This is a genomic window from Pseudomonas sp. P1_F7 (assembly GCF_056405655.1).
This window is the reverse complement of the sequence record NZ_JBFUBR010000003.1, coordinates 113,244-139,611: the sequence shown is the minus strand read 5'-3', so window position 1 is coordinate 139,611 and position 26,368 is coordinate 113,244. Positions and strand designations below refer to the sequence as shown.

General features: G+C 58.8%; 20 protein-coding genes and 1 other RNA gene. 9 read left to right on the top strand and 12 right to left on the bottom strand.

From position 1 onward, the window contains the following. Positions 1-80 precede the first annotated feature (80 nt). Positions 81-629, top strand: coding sequence for an adenine phosphoribosyltransferase (locus AC1D1M_RS04675; protein WP_154910008.1), 549 nt, complete (start codon positions 81-83; stop codon positions 627-629). 146 nt (positions 630-775) lie between these two features. On the opposite strand, the gene AC1D1M_RS04670 is transcribed toward AC1D1M_RS04675, so the two are convergent. The 5 genes from AC1D1M_RS04670 to dnaX all read right to left on the bottom strand — a co-directional run bounded on the left by AC1D1M_RS04670 (position 776) and on the right by dnaX (position 6,538). Continuing rightward, a complete protein-coding gene (locus AC1D1M_RS04670; RefSeq protein WP_154910007.1) occupies positions 776-1,924 on the bottom strand; it encodes an acyl-CoA dehydrogenase family protein in 1,149 nt (382 codons plus the stop codon). 191 nt (positions 1,925-2,115) lie between these two features. Beyond that, positions 2,116-2,718, bottom strand: coding sequence for a recombination mediator RecR (gene recR / locus AC1D1M_RS04665; RefSeq protein ID WP_477774742.1), 603 nt, complete (start codon positions 2,716-2,718; stop codon positions 2,116-2,118). 79 nt (positions 2,719-2,797) lie between these two features. Then, a complete protein-coding gene (locus tag AC1D1M_RS04660) occupies positions 2,798-3,829 on the bottom strand; it encodes an NADP-dependent oxidoreductase (RefSeq protein ID WP_154910005.1) in 1,032 nt (343 codons plus the stop codon). Between the two features lie 245 nt (positions 3,830-4,074). Then, positions 4,075-4,413 carry a YbaB/EbfC family nucleoid-associated protein gene (locus AC1D1M_RS04655; protein WP_007971455.1) on the bottom strand — a complete coding sequence of 113 codons (339 nt, stop codon included), beginning with the start codon at positions 4,411-4,413 and terminating at the stop codon, positions 4,075-4,077. Positions 4,414-4,480: 67 nt separating this feature from the next. Next, on the bottom strand, positions 4,481-6,538 hold the full coding sequence (gene dnaX, locus AC1D1M_RS04650) for a DNA polymerase III subunit gamma/tau (protein WP_477774741.1): 2,058 nt from the start codon (positions 6,536-6,538) through the stop codon (positions 4,481-4,483). 123 nt (positions 6,539-6,661) lie between these two features. Between dnaX and AC1D1M_RS04645 the strand changes: the two genes are divergently transcribed. Then, positions 6,662-7,459, top strand: coding sequence for a substrate-binding periplasmic protein (locus AC1D1M_RS04645; RefSeq protein WP_154910003.1), 798 nt, complete (start codon positions 6,662-6,664; stop codon positions 7,457-7,459). Positions 7,460-7,609: 150 nt separating this feature from the next. On the opposite strand, the gene AC1D1M_RS04640 is transcribed toward AC1D1M_RS04645, so the two are convergent. From AC1D1M_RS04640 to AC1D1M_RS04630, 3 genes are all read right to left on the bottom strand, one after another. Beyond that, on the bottom strand, positions 7,610-8,230 hold the full coding sequence (locus AC1D1M_RS04640; RefSeq protein ID WP_477774740.1) for a methyltransferase family protein: 621 nt from the start codon (positions 8,228-8,230) through the stop codon (positions 7,610-7,612). Between the two features lie 866 nt (positions 8,231-9,096). Then, an RNA gene (gene ffs, locus AC1D1M_RS04635) (signal recognition particle sRNA small type) lies at positions 9,097-9,193 on the bottom strand. A gap of 111 nt (positions 9,194-9,304) precedes the next feature. Further along, positions 9,305-10,471 carry a zinc-binding metallopeptidase family protein gene (locus tag AC1D1M_RS04630; protein WP_477774739.1) on the bottom strand — a complete coding sequence of 389 codons (1,167 nt, stop codon included), beginning with the start codon at positions 10,469-10,471 and terminating at the stop codon, positions 9,305-9,307. A 260-nt stretch (positions 10,472-10,731) separates the two neighbouring features. Here AC1D1M_RS04630 and AC1D1M_RS04625 point away from each other — a divergent pair, with 260 nt between their 5' ends. The 5 genes from AC1D1M_RS04625 to AC1D1M_RS04605 all read left to right on the top strand — a co-directional run bounded on the left by AC1D1M_RS04625 (position 10,732) and on the right by AC1D1M_RS04605 (position 14,448). Continuing rightward, complete coding sequence (locus AC1D1M_RS04625) at positions 10,732-11,220, top strand: Hcp family type VI secretion system effector (RefSeq protein ID WP_154910001.1); 489 nt, start codon at positions 10,732-10,734, stop codon at positions 11,218-11,220. A gap of 7 nt (positions 11,221-11,227) precedes the next feature. Continuing rightward, on the top strand, positions 11,228-12,205 hold the full coding sequence (locus tag AC1D1M_RS04620; RefSeq protein ID WP_154910000.1) for a hypothetical protein: 978 nt from the start codon (positions 11,228-11,230) through the stop codon (positions 12,203-12,205). Next, positions 12,202-12,591 carry a hypothetical protein gene (locus AC1D1M_RS04615; RefSeq protein WP_154909999.1) on the top strand — a complete coding sequence of 130 codons (390 nt, stop codon included), beginning with the start codon at positions 12,202-12,204 and terminating at the stop codon, positions 12,589-12,591. The genes AC1D1M_RS04620 and AC1D1M_RS04615 overlap by 4 nt, the downstream gene beginning before the upstream one ends. Before the next feature lie 35 nt (positions 12,592-12,626). Next, the gene (locus AC1D1M_RS04610; protein WP_477774738.1) at positions 12,627-13,445 is read left to right on the top strand and encodes a hypothetical protein; all 819 of its coding nucleotides are present in this window, start codon (positions 12,627-12,629) and stop codon (positions 13,443-13,445) included. Positions 13,446-14,079: 634 nt separating this feature from the next. Continuing rightward, entirely contained in the window at positions 14,080-14,448 is a 369-nt protein-coding gene (locus AC1D1M_RS04605; protein ID WP_154909998.1) for a hypothetical protein, read from the top strand. A gap of 83 nt (positions 14,449-14,531) precedes the next feature. Here AC1D1M_RS04605 and ligA read toward each other — a convergent pair whose 3' ends face one another. From ligA to AC1D1M_RS04585, 4 genes are all read right to left on the bottom strand, one after another. Continuing rightward, a complete protein-coding gene (ligA, locus tag AC1D1M_RS04600) occupies positions 14,532-16,889 on the bottom strand; it encodes an NAD-dependent DNA ligase LigA (protein WP_154909997.1) in 2,358 nt (785 codons plus the stop codon). Between the two features lie 91 nt (positions 16,890-16,980). Continuing rightward, entirely contained in the window at positions 16,981-17,841 is an 861-nt protein-coding gene (gene zipA, locus AC1D1M_RS04595; RefSeq protein ID WP_154909996.1) for a cell division protein ZipA, read from the bottom strand. A 258-nt stretch (positions 17,842-18,099) separates the two neighbouring features. Continuing rightward, on the bottom strand, positions 18,100-21,588 hold the full coding sequence (gene smc / locus AC1D1M_RS04590) for a chromosome segregation protein SMC (protein ID WP_477774737.1): 3,489 nt from the start codon (positions 21,586-21,588) through the stop codon (positions 18,100-18,102). A gap of 2 nt (positions 21,589-21,590) precedes the next feature. Continuing rightward, on the bottom strand, positions 21,591-22,250 hold the full coding sequence (locus tag AC1D1M_RS04585; protein WP_154909994.1) for a GntR family transcriptional regulator: 660 nt from the start codon (positions 22,248-22,250) through the stop codon (positions 21,591-21,593). Positions 22,251-22,517: 267 nt separating this feature from the next. Between AC1D1M_RS04585 and xdhA the strand changes: the two genes are divergently transcribed. Together xdhA and xdhB are read left to right on the top strand one after the other, a co-directional pair. Then, the gene (gene xdhA / locus AC1D1M_RS04580) at positions 22,518-23,972 is read left to right on the top strand and encodes a xanthine dehydrogenase small subunit (RefSeq protein WP_477774736.1); all 1,455 of its coding nucleotides are present in this window, start codon (positions 22,518-22,520) and stop codon (positions 23,970-23,972) included. Further along, entirely contained in the window at positions 23,965-26,364 is a 2,400-nt protein-coding gene (gene xdhB / locus AC1D1M_RS04575; RefSeq protein ID WP_477774735.1) for a xanthine dehydrogenase molybdopterin binding subunit, read from the top strand. The genes xdhA and xdhB overlap by 8 nt, the downstream gene beginning before the upstream one ends. The last annotated feature ends 4 nt before the right edge of the window (positions 26,365-26,368 follow it).

Sequence of the window (26,368 nt, the reverse complement as noted above, 5' to 3'; positions counted from 1 at the left end):
AACAAAACGTTGCGGCTGAGCGAAACGGTTCAGCCGCCGTTATACTTTGTTGTTTGCAGCCCTGCCAGGACACCACGACGATGGTCTTCGACTCCTTCGACATCAAATCCCTCATCCGCCCTGTCATCGACTTCCCGAAACCGGGTGTGATCTTTCGCGACATCACCCCGCTGTTCCAGTCGCCCACGGCCCTGCGCCTGGTGATGGACAGCTTCGCCCACCGTTACGTCGAGGCTGACTTCACCCACATCGGCGCGATGGACGCCCGTGGCTTCCTGATCGGTTCGGTACTGGCCTATCAGTTGAACAAGCCGCTGGTGCTGTTCCGCAAGCAAGGCAAACTGCCGGCTGAAGTGTTGGCCGAGGGCTATGCGACCGAATACGGCGAAGCCTTCCTGGAAGTGCACGCCGACAGCCTGTGCGAGGGGGATTCGGTGGTGATGTTCGATGACCTGATCGCCACCGGTGGAACCCTGATTGCCGCTGCCAACCTGATCCATCGCATGGGCGCGCGGGTGCATGAAGCGGCGGCGATTATCGATCTGCCGGAACTGGGCGGTTCGCAGCGCCTGGAAGACATGGGTATTCCTACGTTCTGCCTGACGCAGTTTGCTCTGACCGATAAATAAGTTGCGCCTGTCCTGACGCCATCGCGGGCAAGCCCGCTCCCACAGGATTTGTGTGAAGCCAAAGATTGCAGTTTCACCCTGTAACCTGTGGGAGCGAGCTTGCTCGCGATGGCGTCAGCGGCAACACCACTAAATTCAAGATCGGTTCAAAGCCCCATCTGCTTGCTGATGATTTCGTTCATCACTTCCCGCGTCCCGCCGCCAATCGACAGGATCCGGTTGTCGCGGTACAGCCGCTCCACCAGACTCTCGCGCATATAACCCAACCCACCGAGTATCTGCACCGCATCGTTGACGATCCGGTCTGCCGTATCCGTCGCAAAATTCTTGGCCATGGAAATTTCCTTGATCACGCTCTGCCCCGCCGCCATTTTCGCAGCCTGGCGGTAGGTGAACTCCCGGGACACTTCCAGCGCGGTCGCCATCTCGGCGAGGCGATGCTTGATCACCTGAAACTTGCCGATCGGCTTGCCAAAGGCTTCGCGCTGGCGCGCCCATTTCAGGCTCTCCTCCAGCGCCAGTTGTGCGGTCATGTTGGCCATCAACGCCAGGGCCAGGCGTTCGCTCTGGAAATTGCCCATGATGCAGGCAAAGCCCATGTTCTCGGCGCCGATCAAATTTCCTACGGGTACCCGGCAATCAGCGAAGAACAGTTCAGCGGTGTCTGACGCCCACCAGCCCATTTTCTTCAGCTGCCGTCCTACGGTGAAACCGGGCGTGCCCTTCTCGATCAGTAACAGGCTGATGCCCGCGAAACCCGGCTCGCCCGTTCGCACCGCGACGGTATAGAAATCCGCGCGCACGCCGCTGGTGATAAAGGTCTTGCTGCCACTGACCCGGTAGAAATCACCGTCGCGCACGGCACGGGTTTGCAGGTTGGCGACGTCGGAGCCACCGCCGGGCTCGGTAATGGCCAGGGCGCTGATCTTCTCTCCCGACAGCACCTGGGGCAGCACACGATCACGCACTTCGGGCCGGGCCCACTTGAGAATGGGCGGCAAGCCGATATCCAGCGACCCCAGGCCGGCAACCAGCCCGCCTGAGCCGCAGCGCATCAACTCTTCACTGGCGGCAACCTTGGCGAACAGATCCCCTTCGTGGCTGCCTCCGTAAGCTTCGGGGTAACCGATGCCGAGAATCCCCGCCGCGCCGGCCTTGAGATAGAGCTCGCGAGGAAAGCTTTCGGCTTCTTCCCACTGCTCGATATCAGGAAGGATCTCGCGTTCGACGAAACGTCTGACGCTGTCACGGACCAATTGGTGGCTGGGGTCGAAGTATTCCTGAAAGGCAGACATCGGCGAGCTCCACTGAAGGGGTCAGTGAAGTTAACCGAGCGCTTGCTTGGTTTTCAACAGGATTGTGTAAGTCAGGTAGACCGAGGTGCCCTTATCGCGAGCAAGCTCGCTCCCACATTGGTTTTGTGTGCACCGCAGAACCCCTGTGGGAGCGAGCTTGCTCGCGATGGCGTCAGCCCGAACAACACAAATTACAGAATGATCGGCTTACGCCCGGCAAACGAATGCGCCAGCGTCCCGCCATCCACCAGCTCCAGCTCACCACCCAGCGGTACGCCGTGGGCGATGCGCGAGGCGACCAGGCCTTTGCTGCTGAGCAATTGGGCGATGTAGTGCGCTGTGGCTTCACCTTCCACGGTCGGGTTGGTGGCCAGGATGACTTCAGCGAAGGTACCCGCCTCTTCGATCCGCGCCATCAATTGCGGAATGCCGATGGCTTCCGGCCCCAGGCCGTCGAGCGGCGACAGATGCCCCTTGAGCACGAAATAGCGCCCGCGGAAACCGGTCTGCTCCACTGCATAGACGTCCATCGGGCCTTCCACCACGCAAAGCAAGGTGTCGTCGCGACGGGTATCGGCGCATTGCGGGCAGAGATCATCTTCCGTCAGCGTACGGCACAAGCGGCAGTGACCGACCCCCTCCATGGCCTGGCTCAGGGCCAGCGCCAGTCGCGAGCCGCCGCTGCGGTCACGTTCGAGCAACTGCAATGCCATGCGCTGGGCGGTTTTCTGACCCACGCCAGGCAAAATTCGCAGGGCGTCGATCAGTTGGCGAATCAAAGGGCTGAAGCTCATGGTGGAAAAGTCCGACAAAACAACGAGACGCGGTTTATACCCGCGCCTCGGTTTAGCGTCAAATTGCAGCGTCAATTACTCAGTCACGAGAAACCCGAACCACTAATTTGCCGAAGTTGCGCCCTTCCAGCATGCCGATGAACGCATCAGGCGCCTGTTCCAGGCCATCGACCACGTCTTCGCGAAACTTCACCTTGCCATCGCGTACCCAGGGCGCCATGGCACTGAGGAATTCCGGCTGGCGATCACCATAGTCATCGAACACGATGAAGCCCTGGATGCGCACCCGTTTGGTCAACAGGGTGCGCTGCAACAGTGGCAGGCGATCCGGTCCACTCGGCGCTTCATAGGCGTTGTAGGAGGCAATCAGGCCGCAGAGTGGAATTCGTGCCTTCGGATTGAGCAACGGCACTACGGCGTCGAATACCTTGCCGCCGACGTTCTCGTAGTAGATGTCGATTCCCTTGCCACAGGCCTTGGCCAGTTCATCGGCAAAGTCCGGGCTCCTGTGGTCGATGCAGGCATCGAAGCCCAACTCTTCGACGACATAGCGGCACTTGTTCGCACCACCCGCCACACCGACCACGTGCAGGCCTTTGATCTTCGCTACCTGGCCGACCACCGAACCCACCGCGCCGGACGCCGCTGCAACCACCAGGGTCTCGCCAGCCTTTGGCTGGCCGATGTCCATCAGGCCCATGTACGCGGTCATGCCCGGCATACCCAGTACCCCAAGGGCCATCGAAGGGCTTGGCAGCGCGGGAATCGGAATGATGCTGCGACCGTCATTGATGCTGTGGCTTTGCCAACCGGTGGCACCGACCACCAGATCACCTTCCTGAAACTTCGGATTGAGCGAACGCTCGACCCGGCTGACCGCGCCCCCGGTCATGACTTCGCCGATTTCCACCGGTGCCGCGTAGGACGGTGCGTCACTCATGCGCCCGCGCATGTAGGGATCCAGCGACAGGAAAATGGTCTTGAGCAGCACCTGACCGTCGGTCAGGTCCGGCAGCGCCACCCGCTCCAGGCGGAAGTTTTCCGGCGTTGGCGCGCCCACCGGGCGAGAAGCCAGGACAATGCGTTGATTGAGGGTCATGGGGTCGGACATGGCAGCGTCTCCTGTGATCGATGGGGTTCGGTGATATAGGGAGCAGACCTTTGTGGCGGTATGGCGGTGATGAGTGGCATGGTGAAGACAGTTGCTCCCACAAGATTCGCGGCGTTCGCAAAACCTGTGGGAGCGGGCTTGCCCGCGATGGCGGCATGTCAGCCAAACATATCTATCAGCCAGAAACAAAAATGCCAGGCGCTATGCCTGGCATTTTTGTAACTCATCTGCCGCCTGAAGGCGAATCAGAATGGCAGTTTCATGCCCGGCGGCAGTTGCATGCCGGCAGTCATGCTGCCCATTTTGTCCTGGCTGTTGGCTTCGATCTTGCGCACGGCATCGTTGACCGCGGATGCGATGACCGCTTCCAGCATTTCCTTGTCGTCTTCGCTCATGCCTTCGACCAGGCTTGGGTCGATGGTCACGCTCTTTACGTCATGACGACCGGTCATCACCACGGTGACCATATCGCCACCGGCCTTACCGGTGACTTCGGCGTTGGCCAGCTCTTCCTGCATCTTGGCCATTTTTTCCTGCATCTGCTGCGCCTGCTTCATCAGGCCGGCCATGCCACCTTTCATCATGGTAATCACCTCAAAAGTACTTGGATTAAAACAGCGCCCGGCCCATGCGGCCGGGTGCCTTCAGTTATTAGCCCTGAGTGACCAGGGCGTCGACAGGTTCAATAGTATCGTTACGGACCACCGCACCGAACTGCTGCATCATTTGCTGGATGAACGGATCACCGTGGATCGATTCCTCCGCCTCGCGCTGACGGTTGGCGCGGCGGCGCGAAGCCGCTTGTGCCGGGGTTTCCTGCTCGGGCTTGATCAGCTCGATGCTCAGGGTCAGCGTGCGCTGGTGATACTGGTTCAGCGCATCGTTGAGGCGACGCTGTTGAGTGGCGTTGAACAAGGCACTGTGGGCCGGGTCCAGGTGCATCAGCCAATTGTCGCCATCCACCGCGATCAGCGTGCAGTTGGCGGCGATGCTGCCGGTCATGCCGGAGATCGGCAATTTCGGGAACAGCTCCAGCCATTGCAGGGCCAGACCGGTGGCCGGCATCGCCGCGGGCTCAGGCTCGGGCTCCGGAGCCGGGTCGGCGGCATGCTCGCTGGCCAGTTCGTCGAGGTAACTGTAGGCCGAATCCATGTCCGGCTCGATGTAATCCTCGTCCAGCGGCGGCTCGTCATCCAGGTCCATGCCCGGCGTCGCGGCATCGACGTCGGCCACCGAAGGTTCCGGGATCGGCGCGGCGGCCCACTCCGGGGCGTCCGGCACCACGCTGTCCGGCGCCGGCAACGGCATCGGCGGTAATTCGGGTTGTTCGCTGGCGGTTTCCAGCATCGGCTCCGTTGCCGGTTGCTGAACGGGCGCCGGCTCGACCGGGTCATTCCACGGCAGGTCGACAACCTCTTCGACCACGACCGCTTCAACCACAGGCGCAGGCTCTGGCACAGCGACCGGCGCAACCGGTTCCGGTGCTGGCGCTGGCGCTGGAGCCGCCACTGGCGCAGCGACTACCGGCGCAACAACCGGCGCGGCAGCCACTGAGTTTGCGGAATCAACTGTGGCCTGGCTGATCCCCACTGGCTTTAGCGGTTGCCTCGGGGCATCCGCGGTGTCTGCGGGCCGGAACGCCAGCATCCGCAGCAACACCATTTCAAAACCGCCCCGGGGATCCGGCGCCAGCGGCAAGTCGCGGCGGCCGATCAGGCCCATCTGGTAGTAGAACTGCACATCTTCGGCCGGCAACGCCTGGGCCAGTGCCAGCACGCGATCACGGTCGCCGTGACCGTTGTCGACACCTTCCGGCAAGGCCTGGGCGATGGCGACGCGGTGCAGCACATTGAGAATTTCCGAAAGCACGCCGTTCCAGTCCGGGCCTTGTTCGGCCAGGTGGCGGACGGCTTCGAGCAACGCCTTGGCATCGCCTTCGATCAGGGCATGCAGGACGTCGTAGACCTGCCCGTGATCGAGGGTCCCGAGCATCGCCCGCACGTCGGCGGCCATGACCTTGCCTTCACCGAAGGCAATCGCCTGATCGGTCAGGCTCATCGCGTCACGCATCGACCCGTCGGCAGCGCGGCCCAGCAACCACAGCGCATCGTCCTCGAACGGCACGTTCTCGACACCCAGCACGTGGGTCAAGTGCTCGACCACGCGTTCCGGCGTCATGTTCTTCAGGGAGAACTGCAGGCACCGCGACAGAATCGTTGCAGGAAGTTTCTGCGGGTCGGTGGTGGCCAGGATGAACTTGACGTAGGGTGGTGGCTCCTCGAGGGTTTTGAGCAGCGCGTTGAAGGAATGACTGGAGAGCATGTGCACTTCGTCGATCAGGTAGACCTTGAAGCGCCCGCGGCTCGGGGCGTACTGCACGTTGTCGAGCAACTCGCGGGTGTCTTCGACCTTGGTGCGGCTCGCGGCGTCGATCTCGATCAAGTCGACAAAGCGGCCTTCGTCGATCTCGCGGCACACCGAGCATTCGCCACAGGGGGTCGAAGTGATACCTGTTTCACAGTTCAGGCATTTGGCAATGATCCGCGCGATGGTGGTCTTGCCGACCCCCCGGGTACCGGTAAAGAGGTAGGCGTGGTGCAGCCGCTGGCTGTCCAAGGCATTGATCAGAGCCTTGAGCACATGGGTCTGGCCGACCATTTCGCGGAACGAGCGCGGACGCCATTTACGTGCAAGAACCTGATAACTCATCGAAAACCGTCGCAGCGAAGGAAGCAGAAGCGGCTAATGCTAGCGGAGCAAGGCACAAATTGCATCCGGTGCGCTCGTGTATTCTGGCCAAGCTGCCCATCGGGGACATTTAACGGAGTGTTTATGCGGCTGGCCTTGGGGGCATTGCTGTTGATCAGCCTGGACAGTGTGGCCGCGCAAGCGCCGCTACGCTTCGTGATACCCGATAGCTGGACCATGCCCATGGTGCAACTTGAACAGGGCAAACCAACCCAGGGCATCCTGTATGACGTGATGCTCAGCCTCGCGACTCAGGTCGGCGTACCGGCCGAATTCCATGTATTGCCCCGCGCGCGGGTGCAAAACGCCATGGAGCAACGCGAGGTCGATGTCCGCTGTTATGCCGCGCAAGCGTGGCTGCCCCATCAGTCGGGCGACTACCTCTGGAGCAACCCGCTCTTTACCCAGCCCGACCTGTTGATCACACAGAATGCGCGCCCCACCGCTGTGAATCCGGCGGATTTGTCACACCAGTCCATCGGCACCGTGCTGGGCTACAGCTACCCGAACCTGCAACCGCTGTTTGACACCGATCAACTGTATCGCGACGACGCACGCAATCAGGAACTGGTGCTGGAAAAGCTCCTCGCCGGCCGCAACCGCTATGCCGTCAGCAATCAATGGAGCCTGGACTGGTTCAATCAGCGCCTGCTGCCGGACCAACAGTTGCACAGCGTGGCGGTGCTGCAGGAGCAGAATGTCGGCTGCTACGTGCGCAATGACCCGAAATTGCCCGTGCAGCGCATTCTGCGCACCCTGGTGCAGATGAAAATGTCCGGGGAGATCGATGCGATTGTTCGGCTGTATATCGGTGGCGAGCCTGCGGTCGTCGACAAATCGGAAACGACGAAAAACCGCCCCGGACAAGATCCTGGCAGCTAGCGAAAGTCTGTTTTCAGAAAGATAGCGCGAGAGAACACTCGCGTGGCGTTAAGGTGGTAACCCCACCAGCCACACCCCGGCACACAATGTCACCGCTGCGACGGCTCCTGACCAAACGACCATGTAAGCGTGCTAGCCAACACCCGGAAACTAAAATATGAATGGAACAAGCCGATAACGAACACCCTGCATATACTCTCGATATAATGGATCAAGAGAAAGATGCGCTTCCTCTCGAAATATTCGCGCGATCAGAAAACCGATAGTTACTGCATAGATAGTTATATTCGCCAGCGATGTATTTGCCAATACATAGCCCGTAAACGTCAGACAGTAACTAGCATAGATCGGGTGACGCACCACGCGATACATCCACGCAGTCTTGATAACCCGCTTTGCTGCAACGAGTGCAAAGCTGCGATTTAGAGAAATTACACCCAGCACCTGAATGACCGTCCCCACAACTATCAGAAAACTTGCCCACGGGAGCACCCCCCAAGCCTCCGGCCGGAACATTAACGGGGCAAAAGTCCCACCTACCGCCATCAACCAGTCGACCGGAATGAGCGAAACCGTCTTTGGCTCGCTTCGAAAAATGTACAAAACTGCTGTCAGCGTCTCAGAGAGACAGAACAAAAGCAGAGTCAGTTGATGCGTTTCTTGAAATTGAACCAGATGAACATAGGCAAAAATAGCCCACACCCCCGCCAGGAAAACTCCGCTATAGAATCCGACCCATCTCGATTGCAGTACTGCAGACAATGAATTCATGCCACACACTCCCGCCCGAAAAGTAACCAAAATCCATTTTGAGGCGCCCTGATTGCACCCCCTAACCCAATGATGTTTTCGACGCTGTGATTGCGCCACCACTGTTCATCACAGCATGGCCAAAAATCAAACTTCAAGATCCATCTTGCAAATACTCTAATAGCAAGACTGAAGCCCGTCCCCGCCTGACTCTGCAGAAAGACAAAACTCCGACGCTCTCACGACTTTCTAGCTAAGCACACGCCCGTCTTTATGCCTTGGAACTACTTCACCTTACAACTTTATAGAATTAAGCATTTACCCCTAATAACAAATAGGACCAAATAGCAATCCGCGCAAATATCGAATCCTCATAACGACATGACCAGCTATTCGATTTGCCCATCGCGATGACTCCGGCAAGCCCAAAAAGTCAGCAGGGAACTGCTCCTAATCGGGCCAGGACACGTAGCCGTGTGGAGTACAGAGTGTTTACTTCGGTCCAACTTTTAGCGGATGGCTGGATGAACGAGAAACCAGGAACAAGTATCTGCCCCTGAAAGGGTCACCCACATGACTGAACTTTTTTGTTACCCGCCCCTACAGGGCTACGGTGAATTTGCCACCCACCTCCACTTAGTCACGACGCACTTAATACGACGTAGTTTGCCAACCTGGGCCAGCAGCGAGAAGGCGTGCAGACATGCCACAGCAAGGAAATTGGAGAGTGCAGAAAATGAGGGGATGCAACAAGGCTTTGAAGAGTGCAAACGTAAAGCCAGCCTGCCTCGTATGGCGCACCACTTCGGTGTACCTAACGCTGTCACACTTCGAGATTTTTTACTGATAAATCCTTGCATAATCAAGGACTTATAGATAGGTGGTAACCCCACCAGCCACACCCCGGCACACAATGTCACCGCTGCGGCTGCTCCCTTCCAGGCCTGACCGGGTTCACGGCTGATCGTTGCGGGGGGACCGATGGGGTCACCATAACGACGCTCACCTGTCGGCGAGCCGCGCCATTGTACCTATCTGAGGCGAAGTTACAACCGTTGGTTTCGGATTAAAAATATGAGGGGGTTCAAGCACTTGCTATTGCGCCTGTAGCACCTCATCCGCCCTGCCGCCCTCCTGCTGAATCACCAGGTGAATAAAGTGCAGCTTGGCAATGACGACTGGCGGCAGGACGAACGGATAGAAATCCGGCTGCCCCATGCTGCGCGACAGTTCATTGAGCATGCCGGCCAGTTCGATCCACGCATTGACGAACGACAGAAATGCCGCGCCACCGGGATGCTGCGGGTCGTAAAGGGTATCCGGCGGAAACGGCTGATAGTCGAAGTCCATGTCCCGGGCGCTCATGCCGAAGCCCAGCGCGGTGTCCACCGCATCCATCATGTGCAGGTAATGCGCCCAGGTTTCGGCCCAGTCTTCCCACGGGTGCATGGTCGCGTAGGCGCTGACGTAGTGTTGCTGCCAGTCGAGTGGTGCGCCCTGCTGATAATGCCGTTCGAGGGCATCGGCGTAGCTGGCGCGCTCATCACCGAACAGATCGCGAAAAGGCTCAAGCCAATGGCTGCTGGCGATCAATCGGTCCCAGTAGTAATGCCCTACCTCGTGACGAAAGTGACCGAGCAGCGTGCGATAGGGTTCGTGCATTTGCACCCGCACCTGCTCGCGGTGCGCGTCGTCGGCCTCCTTGATATCGAGGGTGATCAGGCCATTGGCGTGTCCAGTGGTGGGTGGCTTGCCTTCGAGGTCCACGCCGATGAAATCGAAGGCAAGGCCCGTGTCCTCATCGACTGTTTTGGGAGTTACCTGCAACCCCAGACTGAACAGTTGCGCGACCAGACGCCGCTTGGCGGTTTCCACCTTGCGCCAGCGCTCGTGGTTGTCGGCTACCGACAGGTCAGGAATGGTGCGATTGAGGCTGCAGGCAATGCACAAGACGTCATGGTCATTGGCAGGCAGCAACCAATTACAGGCCGCCGGGGAGTCGAGGTTGGCGCAGCGTCGAAACAGGCCAGCCTCGGGATCGGCATCAAGCTGCCAGATGCCCGCTTGCACACCCGGCTGCAGCGCAGACAAGCGACTCTGCTCCGGCTGATAACCCAATGCCGCCGAACAGGCCAGGCACTGGCTGTTGCGAAAGAACAGCGACTGCCCGCAACGACAGGACCAGACCCTGCTGTTGCGCGAGCGTTCGCCTATGAACGGCGCGGCGATGCGCGAGCTGAGTTGCTCGAAGAAAGGGTACATGGCGATCTCTCCCTGGGGCTTGCAGAGACTAGATTATGGATGGCTGTCGATCGTTCCACGTTTTGCTGATTTCAACTGGCGGCCTGCAACAAATGATTCTTTCGCTACCTACGGATTTCCAGATACGTCCTACAACCCCACCAACCAACACAGAGTAGGAAAAATCTGATTTCACCCATCAGTGGCTTTGGGATGAGCCATGCCTGCCCGGAAGAACGTACATTCCCTCCCGCAAAATTTGATTGCCAAGGAGAGGTCGCATGGCGTTTGACGCATACATCAAAATCGAAGGTATTCCGGGCGAAGCCCTGGACGAAAAGTACCGCGACTGGATCGAGGTCGACGGATACAGCTTTGGCACTCGTCAAAGCACTTCAGCCACCGCCAGCTCTGCCGGTGGCGCGACTGCCGGCCGTGCAACGTTGAGCAACTTCACCTTTACCAAAGCATTGGACAAGTCCAGCTGCAAGTTGATGGAAGCCAGTTGCGCCGGTGAACACCTGAAACAAGTCACGCTGGTGCTCAGCCGTGCGGGCACTGACAAACTCAAATACTTCGAGATCGTGCTCGAGGAAGTCATCATTGCCGACTACATGCAAAACGCCAGCGCCGGCACTCCCGTAGAAGTCGTGCAACTGGACTATGGCCGCATCAAGACGGTCTATACCCAGCAAAAACGCAGCGATGGGGCCGGCGGTGGCAATGTAGCCGGTGGTTGGGATCGAATCGGCAACAAACGTTATTCGTGAGGCTGACATGGCACAGCCTCTGGCGTTCATCAATTCGCAATCCCAGACTTACGCGTCCCTCAAGGCCCACCTGGGCCTGACTGGCATCGCCAAAAACAAGTTCGATGCACTCAACAGCCATATCGCTAACTCAGTGGTGCTGGCAGGCGAGCTTGTGATCATCGGCGATGTGTCGACGCCATCGAGTACCAATGAAGAAGCGTACCTGATGGCCAGGGCAAGCGAAATCCACATCGCCCTGCTGACCAATCAGGTAGACGCCGATGACTTCCTGCTCGATAACTTCGAACTGCTCCAGGAAATGCTCGCCGACGGTGCTATCGGTGCCGGTGTCGTCAGTGACGGCTGGAGCAAACACATGGCCGCGATCAAGACCACCTTGGAGGAAATAGAACACGCCCATAAAGACTACCTGCGCAGCGGATCGCTAGCCGCCCGGGACAGGTTTTACACCGAACGCGCCAGACTGTTCGGCAAGCTGGACAAACAACTGGGCAATGTCGCGTCCTATGGGTCCGGGCTGCGTTATCAAGGTTCGATAAAACGGATGCTGGGGATTTCGACCAAGAGCTACATGAGCACCGGTGAGATTGCCGGCTATGCGCAAAAGGTCAGCGGCGTGGCCAGGGCGGCGAAGCTGATCAAGCGCGGGGTTTATATAGGCACTGCGTTGGACGTTGCTTCTGCCGGGCTGAGTATCCGGCAAGCATGTGCGTTGGGGCGGGAGGATGAATGTACGAAGGCCAAGTATGTTGAGGGGGCTTCGCTGGCGGGAAGCTTAGTGGGGGGTAGCGCTGGGGGAGTCGTTGGCGGCTATACAGCAACGCTCGGATGTTTGTTTGTTTTGGGAATAGCAACTGGTGGTCCTGGAGGGCTCGTGTGTGGCGTCGTAGGTGGAGCAGTAGGTGGATGGGCGGGAGGAAAACTGTTGGGTGGCGCAGGCGAAAAAATTGGTGAGCACCTATATGAAGGCATGAGCCAATGAGTCATATACCTCTTGGTCTAATATCAATTTTCCTCTTAACCCCCCTTGCACTCATAGAGGTATGGTTGATTTATATAATTCATGTTTATACAGAAAAGGCGGAAGAATTATTGCCAAAAAGCAGTTTTGTAAAAGCAAATAAGGCAGCATATTCTCACGCCGGATTTATTGGGAAAGCTATGCGTAATGGCTTTCTTACCATGGCATTATTACTGCAGGGAACGAGCATCAGGAAGGGGATTTTAGATACGACCGAAGCAAGAAACTTCCCAAAACACCTGAAACGAATCTTATTCACATCCTGGGGACTATGTTGGTTTTTTTTATTCACCTCCATGGCTTTCGGCCTTTACCTTCGCTGCACAAACCAAGTATCTGGAAGTTGAGTCAGCCCTAACAGGCGAACTCCTGATTACCTGCGATGTATCAACTTCATCAATTACAAATCAGGGTGGCTCACTTGATGACAAAGGTGAAGAGAACCCACATCGCCCTGCTGACCAATCAGGTCGATGCCGATGACTTCCTGCTCGATAACTTCGAACTGCTCCAGGAAATGCTCGCCGACGGTGCTATCGGCGCCGGTGTCGTCAGTGACGGCTGGAGCAAACACATGGTCGCGATCAAGACCACCCTGGAGGAAATAGAACACGCCCATAAAGACTATCTGCGCAGCGGATCAATAGTGGCCCGGGACAGGTTTTACACCGAACGCGACAGACTGTTCGGCAAGCTGGAAAAACAACTAGGCAATGTAGCGTCCTATGGGGCCGGGCTGCGTTATCAAGGCTCGATAAAACGGATGCTGGGGATTTCGACCAAGAGCTACATGAGCACCGGTGAGATTGCCGGTTATGCACAAAAGGTCAGCGGCGTGGCCAGGGCGGCGAAGCTGATCAAGCGCGGGGTTTATATAGGCATTGCGTTGGACGTTGCTTCAGCCGGATTGAATATCCGGCAGGCGTGTGCGCTGGGGAGGGAGGATGAGTGTACGAAGGCGAAGTATGTTAATGGGGGATCGCTGGCTGGAAGCTTAGGCGGGAGTGCTGTGGGCGGCGCTTTCGGTAGTGTAGCTGGATCGAGTGGTTGTTATTTCGCATTGGGGATTGTCACGGGAGGCCCAGGGGCCTTGGTTTGCACCGTAATTGGAGGAGCAGTAGGAGGATGGATCGGTGGTGAGCGTGGTGGAATTGGCGGTGAAATCATAGGGGAACGCCTTTATGACATGGTGGAGAAATGAATAACGTAGAGCCCGGGATAATCGCACTAGCAATATTCATCCCAATGTTTATGTCTTTATTCATGGTGTTTTACCTAGCATGTTTTTACACCGAAAAAATAGAGGAACTACTATCTCGCAGCGAATTCATAATACATCACAAACGAACCTTTTCCGGATTAGGCCTCATGGGAAAAATCATACGTAGTGGCTTTATTGCGAGCGTATTGCTAACCCCCCAGTTGATGGCGCGGAGAGGCGGTATCGACACAGATCAAATAAAATACTTTCCGCGCACACTGAAGAGACTCCTACTGGGATCGTGGCTCACACTTTCCTTCTCGTTTTTTGCACTCATACTGTTTTTACCTGTGCAGTAAATCTTAAACCTCGTCAATTCAGTGGCGCTGGTGGGCGAGTTTGTGATCATTGGCGATGGAGTACCTGTGAAGAGGCGTACCTGATGGCTAGGGCAAGCAAAATTCACATCGCTCTGCTGACAAATGAGGATGAGTGTACGAAGGCCAAGTATGTTGAGGACTTTTCGTTGGCTGGAAGCCTAGCTGGTAGTTCCGTAATAGGAAGTGATTTGCTCGGAGAAATGGCGGGTGAAAGCGCTGGTGAATACCTGCATGAAACGATAGAACAATGAGCCATGCCCCCCCTCGGCCTGGTATCAGCCATCCTTTTCGCGCCGTTTATCCTGACAACCATTTGGGTATTTTTAATGGTTCATATCTATACAGAAAAAGCGGAAAGTTTGCTGCCAAACAGCAGGCTCGTAAAAGATAATAAAAAGCTGTTTTCTCAAATGGGCCTTATGGGAAAAGCCACTAGCAATGGGGTGATCACCCATATTCTCCTAATGCCAAAGCCTTTCGCAAAGAAAGGCCTGGTGGATGCCAACGAAGTCAAAAACTTCCCAAGAAAACTGAAATTGATACTGGCCCTATCATGGGGTTCTAGCTCATTTTTCCTTTTCGCCCTGATCGCAGTCGATATTTACAGTAGATATTTTCTGTAATTGATCGCCTGAAGCCAATGGGAGCTTTAGCGATGCAGGGAGAGATGCCGCATGGATCATGCTCTCCCTTCACAATATCTGCATCAGACCGAAATACCCTGCACCTTCAAAAACACCACAAACGCCTCTTCATCCAGCACCTTCAACCCCAGCTCATTGGCCTTGGTCAACTTCGAACCGGCGCCCGGCCCAGCGACCACGCAATGGGTCTTGGCCGACACCGAGCCCGCTACCTTGGCACCGAGGCTTTCGAGTTTGTCCTTGGCGATATCGCGGCTCATCAGCTCCAGCGAACCGGTCAGCACCCAGGTCTGCCCGGCCAGCGGCAAGCCTTCGACGACTTTCTTCTCGCTCTGCCAGTGCATGCCGAAATCGGCCAGTTGCTTCTCCGCCGCTTCGGCTAATTGGCGATTGTCCTCGACCGCAAAGAACTCGCGCACCGAATTGGCCTGCTTCTCCGGCAGCGCCTGGCGCATATCCAGCCAGTCAGCACCGATCACCGCCTGCAGTGAGCCGAATTTGTCCGCCAGTTTCTGCGCCCCGCCCGGCCCGACCAAGGGGATATGCAGCTTGTCGAGGAAACCACCCAGTGTGGTGCTCGCCGAAAACTCGGCACCCAACTCACCCTGATCCTGAATCTGCATGCCATGCCTGAGCAAATCAGCGATCACCTGCTGGTTATGCGCATCCTCGAAGAAGCTGTGGATCTCGTGCGCGACTTCCAGGCCAACATCCGGCAAGTACGTCAGCACCTGCGGCAAGGCCTGCTGCACCCGCTCCAGCGAACCCAGGGAGCGCGCCAGAACCTTGGCCGTTTCCTCACCGACATCGGGAATCCCTAGGGCATAGATGAACCGCGCCAGGCTCGGCTTCTTGCTGTCTTCGATGGCGCCGAGCAGGTTCTTGCTCGACAGTTCGGCAAAGCCTTCCAGATCGACGATCTGCTCGAAGGTCAGGGCGTACAGATCGGCAGGCGAGTTCACCAGGCCTTCGTCGACCAGTTGCTCGACGCTCTTCTCACCCAGGCCTTCGATGTCCATGGCGCGACGGGAAACGAAGTGAATGATCGCCTGCTTGAGCTGCGCACCGCAGGCCAGACGACCGACGCAGCGATACACCGCGCCTTCACTGACCGTCTCGCGACCCTTGCTGCGTTTGATCAGTTGCGTGCGCTCGACATGGGAACCGCACACCGGGCACTGCTCCGGGATTTGCACAGATCGCGCGTTTTCCGGACGGCGCTCCATCACCACTTGCACCACCTGCGGAATCACGTCACCGGCGCGGCGGATGATCACCGTGTCGCCGATCATCAGGCCCAGACGCGCAACTTCGTCCATGTTATGCAGCGTGGCGTTGGCCACCGTGACGCCCGCGACCTTGACCGGTTTCAGACGCGCCACAGGCGTCACCGCGCCGGTGCGGCCGACCTGAAACTCCACATCGAGCAGTTCGGTGAGCTCTTCCATTGCCGGGAATTTGTGAGCGATGGCCCAACGCGGCTCACGGGCGCGAAAACCCAGTTCGCGCTGGGAGGCAATGCTGTTGACCTTGAACACCACGCCGTCGATCTCATACGGCAGTGCATTGCGGCGTTCACCGATGTCGCGGTAGTAATCCAGGCATTCGGCGATACCCTGCGCCAATTTCAGCTCATGGCTGATCGGCATGCCCCAGGCCTTGAGTTGCTGCAGATTGCCGATGTGCGTATCGGCAATGTCCGCCGACACCTGGCCAATGCCGTAGCAGCAGAACTCCAGTGGACGATTGGCGGTGATCTTCGAATCCAGCTGACGCAAACTGCCCGCCGCCGCATTGCGCGGGTTGGCGAAAGTCTTGCCGCCGACTTCCAGTTGCGTGGCGTTGAGCCGCTCGAAACCGGCCTTGGACATGAACACTTCACCGCGCACTTCCAGGGTCGCCGGCCAGCCAGTACCGTGCAGCTTGAGCGGGATATTGCGCACGGTACGCACGTTGACGCTGATGTCTTCGCCAGTGGTGCCATCTCCGCGGGTTGCGCCGCGCACCAGCACGCCATCCTGATAAAGCAGGCTGACGGCCAGGCCATCGAGCTTGGGTTCGCAACTGTATTCGACTGTCGCGCCGCCACCGAACAGATCGCCGGCCGGCAGGTCCAGGCCTTCGGTCACCCGGCGGTCGAACTCGCGCATGTCGGTTTCTTCGAAGGCGTTGCCGAGGCTGAGCATCGGCACTTCGTGGCGCACCTGGGTAAACGCCGACAGCGCCGCGCTGCCCACTCGCTGGGTTGGCGAGTCGCTGGTGATCAGTTCGGGATTGGCCGCTTCCAGCGCCTTGAGCTCGTTGAACAAACGGTCGTATTCGGCGTCCGGAATGCTCGGCTCGTCGAGCACGTGGTACCGATAGTTGTGCTGATCCAGCTCAGCGCGCAGCTCTAAAATTCGGTTCTTGGCGGCGGTCATGGGTGTTCTCTCATAAAGCAAAAGAGCAGCCGAGGCTGCTCAATCTGTTTTGCCGATTATCCCGCGCACCGCGCGGGAATAACCATTTCAATCAACGTTTCTGGGTCAGGGCGCGGCGTTCGAATTCCACGATGCGCTGACGGTAGTGCTCGATCGTCTGGGCGGTCAGCACGCTGCGCTGGTCGTCTTTCAATTCGCCGTTCAGCTCTTGCGACAATTTACGCGCCGCTGCCACCATCACATCGAAGGCTTGCTTCGGATGGCGTGGGCCTGGCAGGCCCAGGAAGAAGCTCACCGCCGGAGTGCTGAAGTGGTCGATGTCGTCCAGGTCGAATACGCCAGGCTTGACGGCGTTGGCCATGGAGAACAGCACTTCACCGTTGCCGGCCATGCTTTCGTGGCGATGAAAAATGTCCATCTCGCCGAAACGCAACCCGCTTTCCAGAATGTTCTGTAACAGCGCCGGGCCCTTGAAGCCGGCGGCGTCGCGGCAGATCACGCTGATCACCAGCACTTCTTCAGCTTGCGGCTGCTCTTTGTCGCTGAGCGATGACGAGGACTTGGTGTCGTCCGGGAAATCGTCGTCGCGGCTGCTGAAGCTCGGGCCGCCGTCCAGATCCAGGCTGAGGTTCATGTCGCCCTGGGAAGGCTCGCTGTGGCTACGCTTGCCGCGCCTGGAGCCCGACTCGCGAGGCTCGCGGGCCGGCATGCTCACCGACGGTAGATCGTGCTCGTCCAGTTGCGGCTCTTTATGCGTGTCCAGCACGCGCGGCGGGCCCAGCAGCTCGGCGCTGGCGCTGCTGTCCTCGTCCGGCAGGTTGGACAGACTTCGGTCAAGACGGAACTTCAGTTTTCCCTTGCCGCCGCGCATACGGCGCCAGCCATCAAAAAGAATACCGGCAATGACAATAATGCCGATGACGATCAGCCACTCGCGCAGACCGATTTCCATGTAATCCCGTGCCTCTATAAAAAATGCTGAAAAATAAGGGGTTTACAACCTGCAAACCGCTTTAAAACGTGGCGCCAACTCTATGTTCTGACAGGCGTTTTGCCCACGTATACGAAAAATTGACATTAAACTAGCACGACCAAAGGCAACTTTACACCGTCTACCACGTTGGCTAGCGCGAATATGTCGATTGGCCAGCAAGTCGAAGCCAGTAAAAGAGTCCTACACACCGTAAACACCCCTTCCCACAACCACGACTCAGGCGTCCACCATCGCCATCGCCTCCTCGACATCCACGGCCACCAGACGTGAACAACCGGGTTCGTGCATCGTCACACCCATCAGTTGTTCGGCCATTTCCATGGCGATCTTGTTGTGGGTGATATAGATGAACTGCACTGTCTGTGACATCTCTTTTACCAATCGCGCGTAGCGTCCAACGTTAGCGTCATCCAGTGGCGCGTCAACCTCATCGAGCATGCAGAACGGCGCCGGGTTCAATTTGAAGATCGCAAAAACCAGGGCCAATGCGGTCAGGGCTTTTTCGCCGCCGGAGAGCAAATGGATGGTGCTGTTCTTCTTTCCTGGCGGCTGCGCCATGATTGTTACCCCTGTATCGAGTAGATCTTCGCCCGTCAGTTCCAAATACGCGCGGCCTCCACCGAAAACTTTTGGGAAAAGCGCCTGTAAACCGCCATTGATCTGATCAAAGGTATCTTTGAAACGGTTGCGGGTTTCCTTGTCGATCTTGCGAATCACGTTCTCAAGGGTATCGAGCGCTTCCACCAGATCGTCGTTCTGCGCATCCAGATAACGTTTACGCTCCGATTGTTGCTGGTACTCATCGATGGCCGCGAGGTTGATCGCGCCCAGACGCTGAATCCTCGCGGCGATGCGCTCGAGTTCTTCCTCGGCTTCCTTTTCGCTGGCCTCGGCGGTCAACGTCGCGAGTACGCCGTGGAGATCGTAGCCGTCTTCCAGCAACTGGTCCTGCAAAGTCTTGCGACGCACGCTCAGGGCTTGCCATTCCATACGCTGGGTTTCGAGCTGACTGCGAATCAACTGGGATTGTTGTTCAGCCTGGCTGCGGCGCTTCTCGGCGTCACGCAGTTCGCGATCGGCGTCTTCGAGGGCGATCTGCGCGGTCTTGAGTTCTTCGTCGACGGTCATGCGCTTGTCGAGCAACTCCTCGAGCTTCAGACGCAGCTCTTCCAGTGGCGCTTCGCCCTCCTCCAGATTGAGGCTCAGTTGTTCGCGCTTTTCGGTCAGGCGTTCGGACTGCATCTCCAGCCGCTCCAGCGCCTGGCGCGTCGAATCATGCTGCGCCTTGAGCGAGCCCAGACGCACTGCCAGTTGATGGGCGTGGTCCTTGTGTTGCCGCGCTTCCTGACGCACACGATCCAGACGCTCACGCAGGCTGTCGCGCTGGGCCAGCAGCAACTCCCGCTGCTCGGTGTCCAGCGCCATGCTGTCGAGGGCTTCCTGCAATTGCAGGCGCGCTTCACCGATGTTTTCGTGCTCCTGGGCCCGCTGTTCGTCTAGCTCGGTGAGCTCTTCGTCGAGACGGGTACGGCGCAGGGTCAACTGTTCGGCCTTGGCTTTGCCGGCAGACAATTGAGCCTTCAATTCACCTTGCTGGCGTGCTTCGTCCTGCAGCAAGCGACGCAGATGTTCGCGACCGTTTTCCTGCTGACGCTGCTGCGCCCTGAGATTCTGCAGTTGGGCTTCCAGGGTTTCGACCGCGGCTTCGCGCTCTTCACGCTCAAGGCCCAGTTGCTGGATTTCCTGGCCACGGGCGAGCACGCCGCTTTCCGCTTCACTGGCCCGACGCACCCGCAGAAAATGCCGACCGACCCAGTAACCGTCACGGCTGATGAGGCTCTGCCCGGCGGTCAATTGACCGCGCAAGGCCAAGGCCTGTTCGAGGCTGTCGACCGGTTTGACCTGCCCCAGCCATGGCGACAGATCGATTTGCGCCTCGACCTTGTCCAGCAAGCTGCCCGGCACCCGTACGCCGTCGCTGGCCGGGCTGAGCAAGCGCAAATCGCCCTGGGCAAACCCGGACAGATCGAAATCGTTGAAATCGTCCACCAGCACCGCTTGCAGGTCGGCGCCGAGCACGGTTTCCACCGCCAGTTCCCAACCTGTCGCAACCTTCAAGCCTTCGGCCAGGCGCGGGCGATTCGCAAGATTCTGTTCGCGCAACCATTCGGCGGTGCCGGTGCCCGGATCGAGCGCGGCTTGCTGCAAGGCTTCGAGCGAAGCCAGTCGACCGTTGAGGCGCTGCAAATCGCCCTGGGCCTGCTGTTGAGCCGATAGCGCCTGCTGCAGTTCCTGACGCAATTGCTCAAGCTTTTCGACCTGGGCTTCTTCGCTGGTCTGCAAATCCTCAAGCGTCGCTTCGGATTCAGCGAGCTGCTCGCTGAGCTCCATGATCGCCGCGTCTTCCGGGTCCGCCGAGAGCAAGGCGCGTTCTTCGCCAAGACGCTTCTGCCGGTCGGCCAGGCGCTCCAGGCTGGTTTCCAGTTGCTGGATCCGCGACTGCTGCACTTCGGCCTGACGCCGCGGCTCGGCGGCGGTGAGGTTGAACGCATCCCACTGCTCTTGCCAGCCGTGCATGGTGGTTTCGGATTCTTCCAGCGCGGCAGCGGCCTCTTCAGCGGCGGCACTGGTGACTTCCTGCTCCGGGGTGAGCATATCCAGCTCTTCGCCGAGGGTCAGCAGCAGCGTGCGGTCGTGACCCAGGTGCGATTCGGTTTCCAGGCGTGCGCGCTCGGCCTCTTTCAGGTCTTCCTGCAACTGGCGCAAACGCTGCTGGCCGTGCTGGATGCTCTGCTCGACCCGGGCAATGTCGCCGCCGACCGAGTAGAAGCGCCCCTGCACCAGATTGAAGCGTTCCGAGAGATCGTGGTGCCCGTCACGCAGGCGCTCGATGCTTGCGTCGGCATTGCGCTGTTCGGCCACCAGGGCTTCGAAAGAAACTTCCTGGTTGCCAATGATCGCTTCACGCTGGCCGACCTGATCGTTCAGCGCCTGCCAGCGCAGAGCCGACAGCTGGGCCTTGAGCTGACGCTCCTCGCCCTTGAATTCCTGATACTTCTTCGCGGCCTCGGCCTGGCGGTGCAAGCGTTCGAGCTGACGCTCAAGCTCTTCGCGCAGGTCAGTCAGGCGCTCAAGGTTTTCGTGGGTGCGACGGATGCGGTTTTCAGTCTCGCGCCGGCGCTCCTTGTACTTGGAGATGCCCGCCGCTTCTTCGATGAAGTTACGCAGGTCTTCCGGCTTGGACTCGATCAGCTTGGAGATCATCCCCTGCTCGATGATCGAGTAGCTGCGCGGGCCGAGGCCGGTGCCGAGGAAGATGTCGGTGATGTCGCGACGCCGGCATTTGGTGCCGTTGAGGTAATAGGTGGTCTGGCTGTCGCGGGTCACTTTGCGGCGAATGGAAATTTCCGCGTAGGCGGCGTATTCACCGAGCAAGGTGCCGTCGGAGTTATCGAATACCAGCTCGATGCTGGCCTGGCTCACTGGCTTACGACTGGTGGAGCCGTTGAAGATGACGTCTGTCATCGACTCGCCGCGCAGGTTCTTCGCCGAGCTCTCGCCCATCACCCAACGCACGGCGTCGATGATGTTCGATTTGCCGCAACCATTGGGCCCGACCACCGCCGCCATGTTACTGGGGAAGTTCACCGTGGTCGGATCGACGAAGGACTTGAACCCCGCCAGCTTGATGCACTTGAGCCGCACGCTTAAGCGTCCGTCAGGGCGGAGATCACCAGATCGCAACTGCGCTGGGCATAAGCCGTCAGCACCACGCGAATCTGCGCAAAGTCACGGGCCAGCACGGCAGCGAGCAAGCGTTCGAACAACTCGAGAAATTCGCTCATCGACGCTTTGCGCAGGTCCAGCGCGAGGAAATACGCGCGGCTCATGGCCGGCTGTAGATTCTCGACTGTCTCCTGCAAGTACGGGTTGTTGGCGAACGGGTACGCGGCGCGCATCACATTGAAGCTGTCGTCGACGAAAGTGCGGATGTCCTGACGCTCGTAGCTGGCAGTCAGGCGTTGCTGGATCTGCACGAACGGCGCCATGTCGGCCTGGGTTTTCCAGCCGCTGGCCACCGAGTTACCGAGCAGAATATAGAGCTCGCACATCAGCGTGCACAGGCTCTGGACCTTGTGCGGCGTGAGCTCGGTGACGTGGGCGCCCCGTCGCGGCAGGATCGCGATCAAGTGGCGGCGCTCAAGGATCAGCAAGGCCTCGCGGACCGAACCGCGACTGACGTTGAGGGCCAGCGTGACCTTCTGTTCCTGGATGCGCTCCCCGGGCTTCATTTCGCCGCGAATGATACGTTCGGCGAGGTGGTGAGCGATTTGCTCGGCGAGGCTGTCCGGCGCCTTGAACGTCATGGTTGTCCTTCAAACTCTTCGATCTGTACAAGCGGCGCAGTGTAGCGCAATTGCCGCGTCAGGGCGGAGTGCCCGCCCGGTGGTTTTTGGCACGATTCAAGCAAAAAAGCAGGCTATCGAACCAACGACAATAATTAAGGAACAGGTGGTTAATCGACAAATTGCAATTTCCTGACCTTTAAGTCAGAAAATTATTGACCGAAAAGTCAGACCTGCTAAATTCAGTTCCTATCGGTTAACAACAATAATGAGTCTGCGAGGCCTTCCGTGATCCAGTTTTTACTAAACCAGGAACTCCGTAGCGAGCACGCCCTGGACCCGAACCTGACCGTGCTCAATTATCTGCGCGACCATGTGGGCAAACCCGGCACCAAAGAAGGCTGCGCCAGCGGTGACTGCGGCGCCTGCACCGTGGTGGTCGGCGAATTGCAGACGGATGATGACGGCCGCGAACACATTCGCTATCGCAGCCTCAACTCGTGCCTGACCTTCGTGTCGTCCCTGCACGGTAAACAACTGATCAGCGTTGAAGACCTCAAGCACAAAGGTGAACTGCACAGCGTGCAGAAAGCCATGGTCGAGTGCCACGGCTCGCAATGCGGCTTCTGTACTCCCGGCTTCGTGATGTCGCTGTTTGCCCTGCAAAAGAACAGCGATGCACCGGATCATGCCAAGGCCCACGAAGCACTGGCCGGCAATCTCTGCCGTTGCACCGGCTACCGGCCGATCCTGGAAGCCGCCGAGCAGTCCTGCTGTGGCAAGCAACCGGACCAGTTCGACGCCCGCGAGGCCGACACCATCGCGCGCCTGAAAGCCATTGCCCCGACCGATATCGGCGAACTCAACAGCGGCGACAAACGCTGCCTGGTGCCGCTGACCGTGGCCGACCTGGCCGACCTCTACGACGCTTATCCACAGGCCCGCCTGCTGGCCGGCGGTACCGACCTGGCACTGGAAGTCACGCAGTTCCACCGCACCCTGCCGGTGATGATCTACGTCGGCAACGTCGCCGAGATGAAGCGCATTGATCGTTTTGACGATCGCCTGGAAATCGGCGCCGCCACGTCCCTTTCCGACTGCTACGAAGCCCTGAACGCCGAGTACCCGGACTTCGGTGAATTGCTGCACCGCTTCGCCTCCTTGCAGATCCGCAACCAGGGCACCCTGGGCGGCAACATCGGCAACGCCTCGCCGATTGGTGACTCGCCACCCTTGCTGATCGCCCTCGGCGCGCAAATAGTGCTGTGCAAGGGCGAAACCCGCCGCACCATGGCCCTGGAAGATTACTTCATCGATTACCGCGTCACTGCGCGCCAGGAAAGCGAGTTCATCGAGAAGATCATCGTGCCCCGCGCCAGCGTCGAAAAACTGTTCCGCGCCTACAAAGTCTCCAAGCGCCTGGACGATGACATTTCTGCGGTGTGCGCCGCCTTCAACATTCGCCTGGAAAACGGCGTAGTCGCTGAAGCCCGCGTCGCCTTCGGCGGCATGGCAGCCATCCCGAAACGCGCCGCTGCCTGCGAAGCCGCGTTGCTCGATGCGCCGTTCAACAACGCCACTGTCGAACGCGCCTGCGCTGCCTTGGGCGAAGACTTCACGCCGCTCTCGGACTTCCGCGCCAGCAAGGAATATCGCCTGCTCAGCGCGCAGAACCTGCTGCGCAAATACTTCATCGAACTGCAAACACCGCACATCGAGACTCGGGTGACCGCTTATGTCTAATCATCACGCCGTAGAGAAGACCCAAGCCGAATTGGCTGAACTGTTCGCCAAGGACCTGACCACCGGTGTCGGCCGCAGCGTCAAGCACGACAGCGCTGCCAAGCATGTGGCCGGCGAAGCGCAGTACATCGACGATCGCCTGGAGTTTCCGAACCAGTTGCACGTTTATGCGCGCATGTCGGACCGTGCCCACGCCCGGATCATCAGTATCGATACCGCGCCCTGCTACGCCTTCGAAGGCGTGCGCATCGCCATCACCCACGAAGACGTGCCAGGCCTGAAGGACATCGGTCCGTTGCTACCGGGCGATCCGCTGCTGGCCATCGATACCGTGCAATTCGTCGGTCAACCGGTAGTCGCCGTGGCGGCGAAAGACCTGGAAACTGCGCGCAAAGCGGCCATGGCCGCGATCATCGAATACGAAGACCTCGAACCGGTACTGGATGTCGTCGAAGCACTGCGCAAACGCCACTTCGTACTCGACAGCCACACCCACAAACGCGGCAATTCGGCCACGGCGCTGGCAACCGCCGAGCACCGCATCCAGGGCACGCTGCACATCGGCGGCCAGGAACACTTCTACCTGGAAACCCAGATCTCTTCGGTGATGCCCACCGAAGACGGCGGCATGATCGTCTACTGCTCCACGCAGAACCCCACCGAAGTGCAGAAACTGGTCGCCGAAGTGCTGGACGTGTCGATGAACAAGATCGTCGTCGACATGCGTCGCATGGGCGGTGGTTTCGGCGGCAAGGAAACCCAGGCGGCGAGCCCGGCGTGCCTGTGCGCGGTGATCGCGCACCTCACCGGCCAGCCGACCAAGATGCGTCTGCCGCGCGTCGAAGACATGCTGATGACCGGCAAGCGTCACCCGTTCTATGTCGAGTACGACGTCGGCTTCGACAGCACCGGCCGCCTGCACGGCATCAACCTGGAACTGGCCGGCAACTGCGGTTGCTCGCCTGATCTATCGGCTTCGATCGTCGACCGGGCGATGTTCCACTCGGACAACTCGTACTACCTGGGCGACGCGACCATCAACGGTCACCGCTGCAAGACCAACACCGCGTCGAACACCGCCTACCGTGGTTTCGGCGGCCCACAAGGCATGGTCGCCATCGAAGAAGTGATGGACGCCATCTCTCGCCATCTGGCCCTGGATCCTTTGGCCGTGCGCAAGGCCAACTACTACGGCAAGACCGAGCGCAACGTCACCCACTACTACCAGACTGTCGAGCACAACATGCTCGAAGAGATGACCGCCGAACTGGAAGAAAGCAGCCAGTACGCCGAGCGCCGCGAAGCGATCCGTCGCTACAACGCCAACAGCCCGATCCTGAAAAAAGGCCTGGCGCTGACCCCGGTGAAATTCGGCATTTCCTTCACCGCGAGTTTCCTCAACCAGGCCGGTGCGCTGGTGCACGTCTACACCGACGGCAGCATCCACCTGAACCATGGTGGCACCGAAATGGGCCAGGGCCTGAACACCAAAGTCGCGCAGGTCGTGGCCGAAGTGTTCCAGGTGGAAATGGACCGCGTACAGATCACCGCGACCAACACCGACAAAGTGCCGAACACCTCGCCGACCGCGGCGTCCAGCGGCGCCGACCTGAACGGTAAGGCCGCACAGAATGCCGCCGAAACCATCAAGAAACGCCTGGTGGAATTCGCTGCTCGCCAATACAAGGTCAGCGAAGAAGACGTGGAATTCCACAACGGCCACGTGCGGGTCCGCGATCACATCCTGACCTTCGAAGCACTGATCCAGCAGGCGTATTTCGCCCAGGTGTCGCTGTCGAGCACCGGCTTCTACAAGACCCCGAAAATCTACTACGACCGCAGCCAGGCCCGTGGTCGGCCGTTCTACTACTACGCCTTCGGCGCGGCGTGCTGCGAAGTGCTGGTCGACACCCTGACCGGCGAATACAAGATGCTGCGCACCGACATCCTCCACGACGTCGGCTCCTCGCTGAACCCGGCCATCGACATCGGTCAGGTCGAGGGCGGTTTCATCCAGGGCATGGGCTGGCTGACCATGGAAGAGCTGGTGTGGAACAACAAAGGCAAGCTGATGACCAACGGCCCGGCCAGCTACAAGATCCCGGCCGTGGCGGACATGCCGCTGGACCTGCGGGTGAAGCTGGTGGAAAACCGCAAGAATCCGGAAGACACGGTGTTCCATTCCAAGGCCGTGGGTGAGCCGCCGTTCATGCTCGGCATCGCCTCGTGGTGTGCGATCAAGGACGCCGTGGCGAGCCTTGGCGATTACAGGCATCAACCGAAAATCGACGCCCCGGCGACCCCGGAGCGAGTGTTGTGGGGCTGTGAGCAGATGCGTCAGCTGAAGGCGGCAAAAGCTGTCGGGGCTGAGACCGAGATGGCTTCGCTCTAAGACC

Bases quoted from the DNA above. Each gene is read 5' to 3' on its own strand.
- AC1D1M_RS04640 (WP_477774740.1), bottom strand. From the start codon at position 8,230: ATGAATTCATTGTCTGCAGTACTGCAATCGAGATGGGTCGGATTCTAT.
- ligA (WP_154909997.1), bottom strand. From the start codon at position 16,889: ATGACCGCCGCCAAGAACCGAATTTTAGAGCTGCGCGCTGAGCTGGAT.
- AC1D1M_RS04610 (WP_477774738.1), top strand. From the start codon at position 12,627: ATGTATCAACTTCATCAATTACAAATCAGGGTGGCTCACTTGATGACA.
- xdhB (WP_477774735.1), top strand. From the start codon at position 23,965: ATGTCTAATCATCACGCCGTAGAGAAGACCCAAGCCGAATTGGCTGAA.
- AC1D1M_RS04620 (WP_154910000.1), top strand. From the start codon at position 11,228: ATGGCACAGCCTCTGGCGTTCATCAATTCGCAATCCCAGACTTACGCG.
- recR (WP_477774742.1), bottom strand. From the start codon at position 2,718: ATGAGCTTCAGCCCTTTGATTCGCCAACTGATCGACGCCCTGCGAATT.
- AC1D1M_RS04675 (WP_154910008.1), top strand. From the start codon at position 81: ATGGTCTTCGACTCCTTCGACATCAAATCCCTCATCCGCCCTGTCATC.
- AC1D1M_RS04630 (WP_477774739.1), bottom strand. From the start codon at position 10,471: ATGTACCCTTTCTTCGAGCAACTCAGCTCGCGCATCGCCGCGCCGTTC.
- dnaX (WP_477774741.1), bottom strand. From the start codon at position 6,538: ATGAGTTATCAGGTTCTTGCACGTAAATGGCGTCCGCGCTCGTTCCGC.
- AC1D1M_RS04660 (WP_154910005.1), bottom strand. From the start codon at position 3,829: ATGTCCGACCCCATGACCCTCAATCAACGCATTGTCCTGGCTTCTCGC.
- AC1D1M_RS04625 (WP_154910001.1), top strand. From the start codon at position 10,732: ATGGCGTTTGACGCATACATCAAAATCGAAGGTATTCCGGGCGAAGCC.
- AC1D1M_RS04615 (WP_154909999.1), top strand. From the start codon at position 12,202: ATGAGTCATATACCTCTTGGTCTAATATCAATTTTCCTCTTAACCCCC.
- AC1D1M_RS04670 (WP_154910007.1), bottom strand. From the start codon at position 1,924: ATGTCTGCCTTTCAGGAATACTTCGACCCCAGCCACCAATTGGTCCGT.
- AC1D1M_RS04655 (WP_007971455.1), bottom strand. From the start codon at position 4,413: ATGATGAAAGGTGGCATGGCCGGCCTGATGAAGCAGGCGCAGCAGATG.
- AC1D1M_RS04645 (WP_154910003.1), top strand. From the start codon at position 6,662: ATGCGGCTGGCCTTGGGGGCATTGCTGTTGATCAGCCTGGACAGTGTG.
- AC1D1M_RS04585 (WP_154909994.1), bottom strand. From the start codon at position 22,250: ATGACGTTCAAGGCGCCGGACAGCCTCGCCGAGCAAATCGCTCACCAC.
- zipA (WP_154909996.1), bottom strand. From the start codon at position 17,841: ATGGAAATCGGTCTGCGCGAGTGGCTGATCGTCATCGGCATTATTGTC.
- AC1D1M_RS04605 (WP_154909998.1), top strand. From the start codon at position 14,080: ATGCCCCCCCTCGGCCTGGTATCAGCCATCCTTTTCGCGCCGTTTATC.